Source organism: Corynebacterium sp. sy017 (genome assembly GCF_017918135.1).
Taxonomy (GTDB): Bacteria; Actinomycetota; Actinomycetes; order Mycobacteriales; family Mycobacteriaceae; genus Corynebacterium.
The window spans coordinates 25,142-39,656 of the sequence record NZ_RZUE01000001.1; the positions used below are offsets into that span (position 1 = coordinate 25,142).

Here is a 14,515-nt window from a genome sequence, read left to right on the forward strand (position 1 = left end):
AGAGGTTTAGTGTGGAAGTGCTCATCGGGTTGATAACACTGCTTTTTTCTACAGTGATTATGATTGCTATCGGTGATAAATTCCGCCTGCCTTGGCCAGTTTTACTCACAGTTGTGATTGCTTTGGGCATTTTCATTCCTTGGATGCCGCAGGTAGAAATACCAGCAGAGTTGATGCTTCCAATTTTCATTCCGCCATTGCTATGGGCGTTGGCTCGACGGACGAGTTGGTCTTCAATTAGAAATAATTGGCGTTTTATTTTATTGTTATCAATTCTGCTCACCATTATTAGCGCGATCACCATTGGGTTTACGGCTTATCTTCTTGTTCCTTCATTGAGTATTGCTGGTGCTTTTATCATTGGTGCGGCGATTTCTCCGCCAGATCCAGTTGCTGTCGATGCGGTTGCAGAGCCTGCCGGCGTGCCACGGCGCTTAACTAATGCTTTAGAAACTGAAGGTTTATTTAACGATGCTGCGTCCATCGTGGTATTTAACCTTGCGCTTCACGCATTAACCATGGGTGAGAAAATAACCTGGTATAAAGCACTTTTCACCTTTTTCTATTCCGCGGTGATCGCTATTATGCTCGGCATTGCCATTGGAAGAATTAGTGCATATATCACTAACTGGTCCACAAATTCTTCTGCCCGCAATGCTCTTACCTGGATTATCCCGTTTACTACTTATATAGCAGCAGAAGAATTACACGCATCCGGTGTTATTGCAATTGTCATAGCGGCGATTGAATTTAATTCTCGCGTGCAAATTGAAGCAGAGGACAGGCTTTCAGGTGCTGCGTTTTGGGAAGTAGTAGAGTTGCTCTTTACTGGTGTTGCTTTCGGGCTTATTGGTTTGACTGTGCGTGGTGCAGTTGAAGCGGTAGGAACAGATTTATGGCATGCGGTTTGGCTTGGTGCCGTACTTTCTTTGGTAGCTTTTCTGGTGCGTGGGTTATGGCTCTATGTCATTTATCGACAAAACATTCGACGTAATGCTCGTACAGGAGCTCCGCTACGACTCCAAGAGGTGCTTTTGCTGACCTGGGGTGGTATGCGTGGCCTGGTTACATTGGCGCTGGTACTTTCTGTGCCTTCTACTGCGGGTTTTACACTTTATAACGAGTTAAGTGTTATTGCTTTGGTCGTGCTGTTTTTAACAATGGTAATTCCAGGACTGACCTTGCCGCTGTTAACCAAAAAACTTAATCTCAATGCTGGCCCTGATCCCTTTGGTGATAAAGCCCGTGAACTTTTAGTTAAACGGGCGCGTAAAGCAGCAATCGAAAGCATGAAGACTCACTCTGATGATATTTCTGAAGAGATGATGAGCGTTATTCGCGAACGAGTCCTTGAAAACTCGACCATGGAACTTGAGGAGTTCCAAGAGCTCAGTGCTGAAGAACGAGCAGAAAAAATAAAACAGGTTGGTGTTGTGATGAATAGCATCCACTTGGAGGCATTACGTGCTGCAGAACAGGAATTATTGCAGGCGCGTCGTGAGCGGCATATTGATCCAGTAATTGTTGATGATGTGCTAAAAGAAATTGATGCTCAAATCATCGTGACTGAAAAACGTGTTCGAGCATAGGCACGGGTCATGTACTTGTGCTACGTAAACTAAAGGGTGATTATGCAAGAAATATCAGTGTTAAGATCACAGGTTGAGTCCATCTTACTTGTTGTTGATACTCCAGTGAGTAGCCAAGACATTGCACGAGTGACTAATAGTGAAGAAGCATCAGTGCGTGCTGTGTTAAAAGAGATACAAGAAGAGCTAGAGCACCGTGGTAGCGGTATTGATTTGCGTTTTAGTGATGAAGGTTGGCGATTCTACACGTTGCAAAAAAATTCAGAAGTGGTAGAGAAGTTTTTGCTGGATGGCACTCACACCAAATTATCCCGTGCTGCTCTGGAAACTCTTGCCGTTATTGCTTATCGACAACCAGCCACGAGGGCGCAAGTAGCTGCTATTCGAGGGGTAAATGTTGATGGTGTTATCCGTACTTTGCAGCTGCGTGGTTTAATTCGAGAAGCTGATATCCCTGAGGAAACACATGGTGCTCATTATTATGTCACCACTGAACTTTTCCTGGAACAATTGGGTATTGATTCCTTGGATCGTCTTCCTGATTTAGCGCCATTATTACCTGATATTGATGGAATTGATGAGCAGCTGTAGCGGTGTCGCATATTCTTTCATCGAGGTGCAACTGGGGGGGCAGCTGGAAAAAGAGAGGATACTCTACTAGAATAAGCGAGTATTTATAACCGCATATTTATCGATAGGATTATCGTGAAACATACCGCTCGCCGAGATGGCACACCGGAAAAGAAAACTCGAACTTCAGCTTCGCACAGCCAAGCAAAAAGACCACATCGAGGGCAGAAAGCGCAATCAGGTTCTGGGACTGAGCAAAAGCGAAAAAGCGTGCAGGATCTCATCATTTCTCATGCAAAACCTGCAAAGAAGCAGCACGTAAAGCGCAGTGAGCTGCAATCTGGATCTGAACAGTCTTCAGAGGGTATTCGCTTACAAAAAGTATTGGCGCAGGCAGGTGTAGCCTCAAGACGTCATGCTGAGATTCTTATTGATGCTGGTCGTGTCGAGGTCAACGGAAACATTGTGATGAAACAAGGGATGCGGGTGCATCCAAATGTTGATGTCATTCGTGTTGATGGCGTGCGTGTCAATGTTAATGAGGAACATCGCTATTTTATCCTCAATAAACCTCGTGGATTGCACTCAACGATGCATGATGAAATGGGGCGTCCTTGTATTGGCGATCTCGTCGGAGAGCGCATAAGTGCAGGGCAGCGTCTATTCCATGTGGGGCGTTTGGACGCAGATACAGAGGGGCTCATTCTTTTGACTAATGATGGTGAGTTAGCGAACCGACTCATGCACCCACGTTATAAGATCTCAAAAACATATCTTGCCACTGTTCAAGGTGAAGCAGATCGTTCTTTGCTGACGACTTTGCGTAGAGGAGTGGAATTAGATGATGGTGTGGCACAGGCAGATTATGCACAAATCATTGATACTCACCAAGGCAAATCGTTGATTCGTGTGGAATTGCATGAAGGGCGTAAACATATTGTTCGTCGTATGCTCAAAGAATGTGGTTATCCAGTTTTGCGCCTGGTACGTACTAAACTGCATACTGTTCAGCTAGGAGAACAGACACCTGGTGCATTCCGTGCCTTGAATAACGCGGAGCTTACCAGTCTTTATAAAGCGGTGGATATGTGATGAGCTTGATAACCAATACTGGAGAGCATGGTCTTCTCGTAGCTGTGGATGGTCCGGCAGGAGCTGGAAAATCCACTGTTTGTCGGGCTGTTGCTAAAAGACTTGAGGCAAAATATCTCGATACAGGAGCAATGTATCGAGTGGCTACTTTGTATGTGCTGCAACAAGGTGTTGCCCTCGCTGATACCCAAAAAGTTATTGAATTAACGCATACTCTTCCGCTAACAATTAATGATGATCCTTACTCACGGGAAGTGTTATTGGACGGACACGATGTGTCTGAGTTGATTCGTACCCCGGAGATCAATAAGAATGTTTCGGCAGTTTCTGCCATTGCCCAAGTGCGCACTAATCTGGTACATAAGCAACGTGAACTAGCGAAAGAAGCTGGTAGATGCATTCTCGACGGTCGAGATATTGGTACCCATGTGTTACCAGATGCACCGGCTAAATTCTTTTTGACTGCCTCGCCAGAGGTTCGAGCTCAACGACGCTATGAGCAAGAGCGTGCACAAGGAATAGAGACTGATTATGCTCTTGTTCTCGCTGATGTACTTCGTCGTGATGAGTTAGATACCAATCGAGCAATTTCACCTTTACGTCCAGCACAGGATGCGATTATCGTCGATAGCTCGGCGCTTAGCTTAGAACAAGTCATAGATACCTTAATTACTTTGATTGAAAAAACAAGCAGGGAGAACAACTCATGAGTGATGAGCATATGTCTGATGAGTTTTTTGATGACATCGATGAGTTCGGTGAACACGAAGACACCGATGTCACTTTTGAGTATGTCGATGACGACTTTGCTCCATTGGATTTTGGTGAAGAATACACCGAGGAGCAGTGGGAAGATTTAGAGCGTGCTTTTGGTGTGTCACCCCAGCAGCACTTGGAGGAAAATCTTTGCACCGTTGCTATTGTTGGACGACCTAATGTTGGAAAATCAACTTTGGTTAATCGCTTTATCGGTCGTCGAGAAGCTGTTGTGGAGGATTTTCCAGGAGTCACACGTGATCGAATTTCCTACCTTTCAGATTGGGGCGGTCGTAGGTTTTGGGTGCAAGATACCGGTGGCTGGGATCCAAATGCTAAGGGAATTCATGGTGCCATTGCCCGGCAGGCAGAAGTAGCAATGGATACTGCAGATGTGATTGTCATGGTTGTTGATACCAAAGTAGGTATTACAGAAACTGATGCAGTCATGGCGCGTAATTTGCAGCGTTCTCAGGTTCCAGTGATTCTTGTGGCGAATAAGTTTGATTCTGAGACTCTCTATGGCGATATGGCAGAATTCTACGCATTGGGGCTAGGCGATCCTTGGCCAGTTTCGGCATTGCATGGTCGCGGTGGCGCTGATGTTTTAGAGGAAGTGCTGCGTTTATTTCCTGAACAACCTCGACAAACTTCTATTGTTGAAGGACCACGTCGAGTAGCTTTGGTAGGAAAACCCAATGTGGGTAAGTCATCGTTGCTCAATAAAATAACGGGAGAAAACCGTTCAGTTGTTGACAATGTTGCTGGTACTACAGTTGATCCGGTTGACTCGCTAGTGCAATTGGAACAAAATCTGTGGAAGTTCATTGATACGGCAGGGTTGCGTAAAAAAGTAAAAAATGCGCAAGGCCATGAGTATTATGCGTCTCTACGAACCCGTGGTGTGATTGATGCAGCTGAGGTATGTATTTTCATGATTGATTCCTCAGAACCAGTATCCGAACAGGATCAGCGCGTCTTAGGAATGATACTTGAAGCCGGTAAGGCGCTTGTCCTCGTCTTCAATAAATGGGATCTCATGGATGAGGATCGTAGATGGGAATTGGATCGTGAGATCGATCAGCAGCTAAAACACATTCCCTGGGTAAAACGAGTCAATATCTCTGCAAAAACTGGACGTGCACTGCAAAAACTTGAGCCATATATGATAGAAGCTCTAGAGAACTGGGATAAACGTGTTACTACCGGTCAGCTCAATAACTGGTTACGCGCTACTATCGCGCAAAACCCACCACCTATGAAATCAGGACGCGTGCCTCGTGTGCTTTTTGCTACTCAGGCTTCAACGCGCCCACCAGTTATTGTTCTGTTTACCACAGGGTTCTTAGACGCAGGCTATCGACGTTTTCTCGAGCGAAAATTCCGAGAGACATTTGGTTTTGAGGGAACACCAGTAAAAATTGCGGTTCGTGTTAGAGAACGCCGATCAAAGAAATAGAGCGGCACAATCATTGTTTCCGATAAAGGAAACAATCAAAGCGATAGGGAAGTTGTATTGACTTCCCTTTTTCGTATTGAAGGTGGTCATAGAGGTACCACTGCAGATTGTGCATAACTTTTGCACGAGTATGTTCATTTGAGCGTAGCCAATAACTACGAGTTTGTACCAGCTTCTCTATATCCTCTGGAACTACGTTGTGGTTCCAGCGCAATCGCAGTTCTTGGGCTAGCGACCACGGAGTTTCCACGTGCGGATAAAACCCTTCTTTGAGGGTATCACCTGCGTGCATAATACGACTAAGGCGATGCACCCAGGGAATTGTTACGTCGAGACTATTCCATGCCAGGACTAAGCGAGCGTTACTTGTCGAAATACGATCGCATTCTGCTGAAGCTAATGAACTATCGACCCAGTGCCATGTTTGTGCACACGTGATAACGTCAACGCTGTGATCACGTAGAGCAGTGTTTTCTGCAGTGGCTTGGATACATGGCATAGCCATCTTCCTGCTAAATACACGTAGCATATCCATGCTGGGATCAATACCAATCACGTCATGATCCCTGCTTGCTAGTAGACTACTCAGCTTTCCTGTTCCACAGCCTAAATCTATGACTTTCTGTGGCGTGCGCGGTAGTAGATCAAGCAGTTCCTCACGATAGCCTGGACGAATGTCATCGTATAAATCCGAATTATGGTTGAAAGCCTGTGCTGAGCGCTTTCGTTGGTGTTCATTATGAAATTTTGGCTGATCTTTTCGAGAAATAGGAGGGGCAGTAGGTGCGACTGTAGATGAATCAAAGGGAAAGGTCATGATAATAATCAAATGCCTCTGCATTAAGCAGAGGCATGGGATTGGTGTTGTATCTAACTCGATGTAGAGTTAAAGAACTTTTAGCTTATTCACCAGAACCTGGAAGGCTAGGAAGACCTGGGATACCCAAGAGATCGTGGATATCTGCGCCGGTTACGTCAGTCTTAGGCTCGGTGATACCAGTTACATCGGTGTCAGGCTGAGCGATACCGGTTACGTCGGTCTTAGGCTCGGTGATACCAGTTACAGTAGTCTCTGGCTGAATGGTGTCAGCACCCTTGAGATCTACAGCGGTGTCACCTTTGGTGCTGTTAAGAGCGCTTACGTCACCAGAAGTAGTATCACCCTTGGTGAGGAATTCAGTGTTGGTGGTCTTGTCGCCTGTATCAACGTCTGCATCCACATCTGCGTCAAGTGAGTGTCCTCGGGTAAGGAACTCGGTAGCAGTAGAAGTATCGCCCTTGGTCAAGAACTCAGTATCACCAGAAGTGGTGTCGCCCTTGGTCAAGAACTCAGTGCTGCTATCGCCCTGAGAAGGAGCGAAGGTGATGTCTCCAAAAGAAGAACCGAAGTTGAGGTTGTTTCCTGAAACAGCAACCTCTCCTGAGCTTGCGTTATCTGCAACTGGCGCTGGTGCTGGAGCAGGTACAGCAGGAAGGTTGAGGTTGAAAAGGGAACCAAGATTTAGCTTTACCAAAAGATCCTTAATTGGACCTTCAACGAATTCCTGAACCTGAAGGAGGAAATCCATAGTGTTCTCCTAAGAACTATACGAAAAGTTTTCATTACACTTCACTCTTATCCTTATCCCTACTGAACGCATGGAAAGGCATGGAGTATGTGCTCAAGAAAGAATAATATGCGTATATTTATTTGATTGCAACGGCTAGATAACGATTTATTAGGATTTTCTCAGAAATGTCATGTGTGTAACGGATCTCGTGCACCAAATATCTTCCCAAACAGTTCTGTGAGTTCCAAGAATAAGGGCGGAGTGATAGGGTGACCTAGCTGTATTGATTCTCAAGACCTAGCCAAGATTGTGGTGGCAAACCTCTGATATACGCCAGAGGGTTTAATAATGGTGCTTCACCATATGGGATTTTATTTCACCTTTTTGGGGGTGTTATGAAAATGTTACATAATTATCCATAGAACATCTACAACACTCAGTACAGAGTGAAAAGATATATACCACAAAAGAAAAACTAAACAGTGGTTATAGCACACTATAACCACTCGAATAACTTGTCGGAATGACAGGATTTGAACCTGCGACCCCTTGACCCCCAGTCAAGTGCGCTACCAAACTGCGCCACATCCCGATGGCACCGTCATAAATGCTTCACATACGCTGAACCAGATATATCAGTGAGTCTGTGATTATTGACGACGAACCTAGCCTACAACAGTCGGTGCTCATTGAACTAATCAGCTGGTTGTTTCTACTATCCAGTGCATGCAATGAGCCACTAGAACGCTACTTCTTTATTTCATCCTGGATCATAGTATTGCCCGAAAGCATATCCTGTACCTCATTATGCGAAGCAGCTGTAAGCAATTCCTGCCGTTGTTCATCAGTCAATTGACCAATCAAGGTGATTTCTCGTCGCAAGTGTACTTTGTTGTCACTGCTGAGTGTACGCGAAACACTTACCTGCACATCATCTAAGCCAGTGATTTTTCCTTCCCGTGCAGCATGACGAATAGCCTGGCTAGTTGCTGCTGCCAAAGCCGAGACAATGAGCGAAGTAGGGCTATAGCCTAGGTTTTTTCCACCTTGAGCTTTTTCTTTATCCGTTTCCAGCATACGAGTACCAGTACGGATAATATCTGTGTATTTTCCGGCCTTCGTTGAAGTAGCAATGGCAACACCTTCAGGAATGACATCGCTGTTGTATTCGGTATTTTCTGGAACGATATGCTGCTTAACCCAGGTATAAATCATTTTTGCAGCTTCTTGCGCAGCACCAGGGCGAGTCACCAAATGATCTACCTTATGGAGGCTAATAAGTGATTTAGGGTAACGCGTCAGCGTGTAAATTTTAATAGCATTGTCGATTCCCACTGTTTGATCAATAGGGGAATGCATCACAAGGAGTGGCTTTCTTAGTTTCGGCAGATAGCTTTCGACGTTTGTCTCTGCAAGATCTTCCAGGTATTCACGAGACATGACAATCTCACGACCGCCAAGGTTGAGTGTTACTGAACCTGCTTCATCGACTTCTCCGATACGGTCAGCAAAGTGTAACACTGCGTGAGCAGGATCAAATGGAGCACCAATGGTAGCTATTGCTTTGAGATTTTTGATTTTTGTTGCAGCTTTCAAGGACGCAGCGCCGCCAAGGGAATGTCCAACGAGTAACTGTGGCGCTGAGTAATGCTGCGTAAGCCAGTTGTTTGCAGCAATAATATCTTCGACGTTTTCGCTGAAAGATGTTTCGGCAAAATTTCCTTCTGATTGTCCAAGACCTGGAAAGTCAAAGCGCAAGCACGCAATACCCATTTGTGCTAGTTGTTTGGAGGTTCGGGCAGCAGCTGGGGTAAAGCGTGATCCGACGAAGCAATGAGCAAAAATGGCAAAGGCTTCTGGCTCAGTATCAGGCATATCGAGTGTTCCAGCCATCTGATATCCCTTGCTAGAAGGTACCTTTACACTTATTGAATGCACTATTTTCTTCTTTCGTAGTTTCTAAAGGTTTATGAGGTGAAATACCTATTAGTCTAGGCAGTTCAACTTGTTTCTGCACTGTTTAGAAATGTTTACTTAATTAAGCTCTTGCTATAGTTGCAATGTATCTCACAGTGAGAAAAATGAATGTGAAACAAATGCAAATTAAGGTATGGAATCTATATGGCTGGATTTGATTGGTTCTGGAAAACGATGGGCGCGCGCTCAGGAAGGAACCAAAAGCGTAGTCTTTCCATCGTGGCTCAGGCCCAGTCACGACGCAGCAGCTTAGAAACATTAAGCGACCAGCAATTACGTGCACAGGCTCACGAATGTATCGCCGGAGATAAACTTATTGATCCAGCACAATTCCTGGCTTTATTATCTATTGCGTCACAGCGCACTTTGTCCCTTGTGCCTTTCGACGTCCAGCTGCAGGCTGTTTTGAGATTGCTTGAGGGAGATGTAATCCAAATGGCAACAGGCGAAGGAAAGACTCTCGTAGGTGCTATGGCCAATACTGGTTTTGCGTTGATGAATAAACGAGTACATTCAATCACTGTCAATAATTACTTGGCACAGCGTGACGCCACATGGGTAGGTCCGTTAGCGCAATTCTTTGGTTGCAGCGTAGCAGCTATCAGTGAAGAAATGGACGAGCAGCAGCGTCGTAAAGCATATACTGCAGATATTGTTTATGCATCAGTCAATGAAATAGGTTTTGACGTCTTGCGTGATCAATTGATTTATAGTCGCAGCGATGCCATACAACATGGTGCCGATATTGCATTGGTTGATGAGGCAGACTCAGTTTTAGTTGACGAAGCATTAGTACCTCTTGTTTTAGCAGGCAGTGAGGATGACCATGCACCTCAGGAAAAAATTACTAACGCGGTACGTGCCCTCAAAGAGAAAATTCATTTCGATGTCGATGAGGATCGTCGCAATGTATTTCTTAATGAGCAGGGAGCAAAGCTCATAGAGCGTAATTTGGGCATCGAAAATCTTTATGATGAACAACACGTCGGTACAACATTAGTTCAGGTTAATTTAGCACTACATGCGCATGCCTTATTGATTAAAGACATACATTATATTGTGCGTGATGGGAAAATAGCTCTTGTTGATTCTTCCAAGGGACGAGTTGCTGATTTACAGCGTTGGCCTGATGGTATCCAAGCGGCGGTAGAGGCGAAAGAAGGACTAAACATTAGCCAGCGCGGCAAAGTGCTCGACACAATCACGATTCAAGCATTAATGAATCGCTATGGCACAGTTTGTGGTATGACTGGAACCGCAGTAGAAGCAACAGATCAATTACGTCAATTCTATGATTTGCGTGTTTCTGTCATTGAGCGGGCTCAACCTTTAGTACGCATTGATGAACCTGATCGAATATATGCGACGCAAGAGCAAAAAATGCGTGCACTGGTTGCTGAAATTAAACAGATTCATGCCACTGGGCAGCCGATTCTGGTTGGTACGCTCAATGTTGCGCAGTCAGAGGAACTTGCGCAGTTGGTGCGAGAAGCCGGCATAGAGGTAAGTGTGCTCAACGCTAAAAACGATGAGCAAGAGGCACGCATCATTGCTGAGGCTGGTGACCTTGGTCGTGTGACTATCTCAACGCAAATGGCAGGTCGCGGTACTGATATCAGGCTTGGGGGAGCAGATGAAAAAGACTATGATCAGGTAGTTCAGCGTGGAGGTCTTGTAGTCATAGGTACCTCCCGGCATCGTACAGCGCGCTTGGATAATCAATTGCGTGGTCGGGCAGGTAGACAAGGCGATCCAGGTCGTTCCGTATTTTTTCTCAGTCTTGAAGATGATGTTCTCATAAGCGGAGGGGCTGGCGAAGAAATAACAGCATATCCTGACAATGAAGGAAGAATAGACGCAAAGCGCATTTATGATTGGGTCGAGCATTGTCAACGAGTAACAGAAGGCCAATTGCTGGAAATCCATGCACAGACGTGGCGATATAATAAATTACTTGCTGATCAACGACATATTATTGATCAGCGTCGGAGCAAGCTGCTCGATAGCGATCAAGCATGGATGGAATTATCGCAACGAGCACCGCAGCGCGCTCAAGAACTGACTGGTCATATCGCGGAAGATGTTTTAGAACAAGCTGCACGAGAAATTATGCTTTTCCACCTTGACCAGTGCTGGAGTGAGCATTTGGCTATGATGAGCGATGTTCGTGAATCTATACATTTGCGTGCTGTTGCGCGAGAAACTCCGATAGATGAATATCACCGAATAGCTGTCCGTGAGTTTAAGAGGCTGGTACACCGTGCAGTCGATGAAGCAGTTATTACATTCCAAAAAGTGCTTATCGACGAAGATGGGGCGCATTTGGCTGATGTCGGTTTAACTCGGCCATCTGCAACATGGACATATATGGTCAGCGATAATCCTTTATCTACATTTGGTCAATCTTTTGCCAAGAAAATGCGTGAGACGTTTCGATGATAAATGTTATTAAAAGTTAATAAATTTGCATAAGTGCTGATAAGAGTATGTAAATCTTTAATTCAAGGAGTGGGTAATAGATGAAAAAGCCTAGACAACTCCCTTTTATTTTTCGCTGAGGAAAATTTTGTCTATCTGTTTCTAAACTAATGGCGCTATGATGGGATTCATAGATTCATCAATATGGTTTTGTGGATTCTTCGCTGAGGTACTCTGAGGCTATCATGTAGATAAAAGTTTTATATGAAGCAGGCTATACTAAGCGAAGAGCTATCTTAACGGGAAAACTTCTCATAACAAGGATCACAAGTCCATATTTGACTAGGAGGTTGGAATGAGTGACAACACTGCTGCACCTGAGGTGCAAGTAGAGACTACATCAGTTTTTCGTGCTGATTTATTAAAGGAAATGGAAAATGGTGCAGCTGCACCAGCTACTGGTGCTAACCTTACCCCTCCTGCTGGTGCAGGCATGCTCGTGGTTAAGCGTGGTCCTAATGCTGGTGCACGTTTTTTGCTTGATCAACCTACTACGACAGCTGGTCGTCATCCCGATAGTGATATTTTCTTAGATGATGTTACTGTTTCTCGTCGGCATGCGGAATTTCGCCTTGAGGATGGAGTATTCCAGGTTGTTGACGTGGGAAGTCTCAATGGAACTTACGTCAATCGTGAGCCACGCAATGCGCAACAGCTTTCTACTGGCGACGAGATACAAATCGGTAAGTTTCGTTTAGTTTTTCTAGCTGGCGCTGAAGAATAAACCCCATGAAAATAGAACACTACTGAGTAGTTAGTAGTGTTCTGTTTGTCTTGGCATATACAGAACCTGTCAACCCAAAGATATTCAAGAAAACATCGAGAAAATTTTATGAGTGCGTTACCTTCACATTCTTCCTTGAACAGAAGAACATCATCGACAAAAACTATGTCCATTGGCGTAGTGCTTGAACAACTCAAAAAAGAGTTTCCCGATGTCACAGTATCAAAAATTCGTTTTTTAGAAGCTGAGGGCTTAGTCTCCCCACAGCGTACTTCTTCTGGATACCGACGTTTTACCCAGGCTGATCTTGATCGGTTACGTTTTATTTTAACTACGCAGCGTGATAATTACCTTCCGCTGAAAGTGATCCGTGAGCAGTTGCAAGCTATGGACTCTGGTGCAATTACTCCATTGAGTAGTGCAAAAAGATCAGCAACTGTTGTAGATCCGGAGAATTTTCGGGCTCCAGTAGCCACTCGTCTTACTGATAGTGATATTGCTTCCCAGGCTCAAGTAGATTCATCGCTGGTCGCTGAGTACATCGATGCGGGTATCATCGTGCCAGATACTTCTGGGTTTTTTACTGCAGATGATGTCGCGATTGTCATTACGGCTACTCAGCTAAAAGAATTTGGTTTCGATGTTCGACATCTAAAATCCTTACGCAATACTGCAAGCCGTCAGGCAGATCTTATCGAGCGTGCTCTATTGCCTATGGCTAAAACTAAAGATGGTGGTGCTGAGCGTGCCGAAGAGATGACCCAAGAGATGATGGCTGTTGTGGTGTCATTGCATACTAATTTCGTTAAATCTCTCTTGCGTAATTCTCGTCGCTAAGCAACTAGGCATGGTAATGCACCATGAGTGTCTAGAAAGATTGGTAGTAAAAACTGATTATGGATTTTGTTGAAGTTGAATACCAGGGAGTGCACTTTCTACCGCCAGAATTAGAGTCTTGTGTACTTTTTCGATGGACACAACGCAACCGCTATCTACCAATATGGATTGCGGCAGAGGACGCTGCCTTTGTTTCACTGCGTGAAGAAGGACAGGCCTCTAGAAGGCCGCAGACGCACGATTTGCTTATCGATGCTCTTGACGCGGCGGGTGGTGTCAATGAGATACGCATTATTAGTTATTACCAAGGTGTGTTTATTGCTTCTTTCGTATTGGATAGCGGGGAAGAACTAGATGCGCGTGCAACTGATGCAGTTATTATCTCTCGGTTGCTTGATATTCCCATTCAGGTTTCGCCTGAGGTGCTTGACCAAGCCAGTATCTATGTCTCTGATGATGACTTGCAAGCATATCTTGGCTTAGAACCTCTTATACAGGCAGACGACGATACTGCATTGCCAGATAATTCACTGGCAGATGATGATTTTTCTGGTCTCATGGAGAGCATGGGGGTGCGTGAGTCAGATATTTTTGTCGATGATTTTTTTGATATAGATTCTTCTGATCATGAGGATAAGAATTAACGCTTCATGCCTAAAAGTTATTCGCAGTGTTTCTGGAGCTCTTGGCGAAACCATGATGGAAAAGCATCTTTTTTCTGATATAGATGTGAATTATGTGCATATTTGTGACTAAAGATGACAAAGGTGTAATTTCAGTCTAAACTTAAAGTTAAAGTTTAGACTTAGGGTGTGTCGCCAAAGGGAAGGTGGAAAATACTCTAGGCTGAGAAAGCACAAAGATACTATTGCCCGTATAATTGCGAGCAGAGCATGCAGGAGAAAAGCTATGACAGATCAATCATCACAATACTCACTTTTTGATCTAGGGCCAGATGAAGAAGTAGGGTACAGGGTACCAATTGCGTGCCAAGTTGCTGGCATTACTTATCGCCAGCTTGACTACTGGGCACGGACAAACTTAGTGAAACCAAGTATTCGCACTGCTCGTGGTTCAGGTTCACAGCGCCTGTACTCATTCAAGGACATCTTGGTTCTCAAAATCGTTAAGCGCTTATTGGACACTGGCATTTCTCTGCAAAATATACGACTAGCGGTAGAAAAACTTCACGAGCTAGGGGTCAATGATCTAGCACAGATTACTTTAGTCTCTGATGGGCATACCGTTTACGAATGCCGCTCTCCCGAAGACGTTTTTGATTTGCTTGGCGGCGGTCAGGGCGTATTTGGAATTGCCGTACCTGGAATTGTCAAAGAACTCACCGGTACTATCTCATCCTTCCCAGCAGAACGCATTGATGATTATGCTGCAGAGAATCACTCCGTGATTGGATTTGATGACGAACTTGCACTTCGTCGTCAGCGCAAGAGCTCCTGATTAAGTTTTTCTTTTTTCTTGCCTG

General features: G+C 44.8%; 13 protein-coding genes and 1 tRNA gene. 10 read left to right on the plus strand and 4 right to left on the minus strand.

The window, feature by feature from the left end:
• Positions 1-11 precede the first annotated feature (11 nt).
• From EML15_RS00135 to der, 5 genes are all read left to right on the plus strand, one after another.
• On the plus strand, positions 12-1,589 hold the full coding sequence (locus EML15_RS00135; RefSeq protein ID WP_144273412.1) for a sodium:proton antiporter: 1,578 nt from the start codon (positions 12-14) through the stop codon (positions 1,587-1,589).
• A gap of 42 nt (positions 1,590-1,631) precedes the next feature.
• On the plus strand, positions 1,632-2,180 hold the full coding sequence (gene scpB / locus EML15_RS00140) for an SMC-Scp complex subunit ScpB (RefSeq protein WP_144272847.1): 549 nt from the start codon (positions 1,632-1,634) through the stop codon (positions 2,178-2,180).
• A 114-nt stretch (positions 2,181-2,294) separates the two neighbouring features.
• Positions 2,295-3,251, plus strand: a complete 957-nt coding sequence (locus EML15_RS00145) for a pseudouridine synthase (RefSeq protein ID WP_144272848.1) — start codon at positions 2,295-2,297, stop codon at positions 3,249-3,251.
• The gene (gene cmk, locus EML15_RS00150; protein ID WP_144272849.1) at positions 3,251-3,961 is read left to right on the plus strand and encodes a (d)CMP kinase; all 711 of its coding nucleotides are present in this window, start codon (positions 3,251-3,253) and stop codon (positions 3,959-3,961) included. The genes EML15_RS00145 and cmk overlap by 1 nt, the downstream gene beginning before the upstream one ends.
• Positions 3,958-5,466: a ribosome biogenesis GTPase Der gene (gene der / locus EML15_RS00155; protein WP_144272850.1), complete on the plus strand. Its 1,509-nt coding sequence runs from the start codon at positions 3,958-3,960 to the stop codon at positions 5,464-5,466. The genes cmk and der overlap by 4 nt, the downstream gene beginning before the upstream one ends.
• Before the next feature lie 10 nt (positions 5,467-5,476).
• On the opposite strand, the gene EML15_RS00160 is transcribed toward der, so the two are convergent.
• The 4 genes from EML15_RS00160 to EML15_RS00175 form a co-directional block, all read right to left on the minus strand.
• Positions 5,477-6,283, minus strand: coding sequence for a class I SAM-dependent methyltransferase (locus tag EML15_RS00160; RefSeq protein WP_144272851.1), 807 nt, complete (start codon positions 6,281-6,283; stop codon positions 5,477-5,479).
• Between the two features lie 85 nt (positions 6,284-6,368).
• Entirely contained in the window at positions 6,369-7,034 is a 666-nt protein-coding gene (locus tag EML15_RS00165; RefSeq protein WP_144272852.1) for a hypothetical protein, read from the minus strand.
• A gap of 500 nt (positions 7,035-7,534) precedes the next feature.
• Positions 7,535-7,608 (minus strand) — tRNA-Pro (locus EML15_RS00170).
• A 155-nt stretch (positions 7,609-7,763) separates the two neighbouring features.
• Positions 7,764-8,954, minus strand: a complete 1,191-nt coding sequence (locus EML15_RS00175) for an alpha/beta fold hydrolase (protein WP_144272853.1) — start codon at positions 8,952-8,954, stop codon at positions 7,764-7,766.
• A gap of 183 nt (positions 8,955-9,137) precedes the next feature.
• On the opposite strand from EML15_RS00175, the gene secA2 reads away from it, so the two are divergent.
• From secA2 to EML15_RS00200, 5 genes are all read left to right on the plus strand, one after another.
• A complete protein-coding gene (gene secA2 / locus EML15_RS00180; protein WP_144272854.1) occupies positions 9,138-11,432 on the plus strand; it encodes an accessory Sec system translocase SecA2 in 2,295 nt (764 codons plus the stop codon).
• A 334-nt stretch (positions 11,433-11,766) separates the two neighbouring features.
• Positions 11,767-12,195: an oxoglutarate dehydrogenase inhibitor Odhl gene (odhI, locus tag EML15_RS00185; RefSeq protein ID WP_144272855.1), complete on the plus strand. Its 429-nt coding sequence runs from the start codon at positions 11,767-11,769 to the stop codon at positions 12,193-12,195.
• Between the two features lie 108 nt (positions 12,196-12,303).
• Positions 12,304-13,032: a MerR family transcriptional regulator gene (locus EML15_RS00190; protein ID WP_144272856.1), complete on the plus strand. Its 729-nt coding sequence runs from the start codon at positions 12,304-12,306 to the stop codon at positions 13,030-13,032.
• Positions 13,033-13,091: 59 nt separating this feature from the next.
• Entirely contained in the window at positions 13,092-13,676 is a 585-nt protein-coding gene (locus EML15_RS00195) for a bifunctional nuclease family protein (RefSeq protein WP_144272857.1), read from the plus strand.
• A gap of 265 nt (positions 13,677-13,941) precedes the next feature.
• A complete protein-coding gene (locus EML15_RS00200; RefSeq protein ID WP_144272858.1) occupies positions 13,942-14,490 on the plus strand; it encodes a MerR family transcriptional regulator in 549 nt (182 codons plus the stop codon).
• Positions 14,491-14,515: the final 25 nt, after the last annotated feature.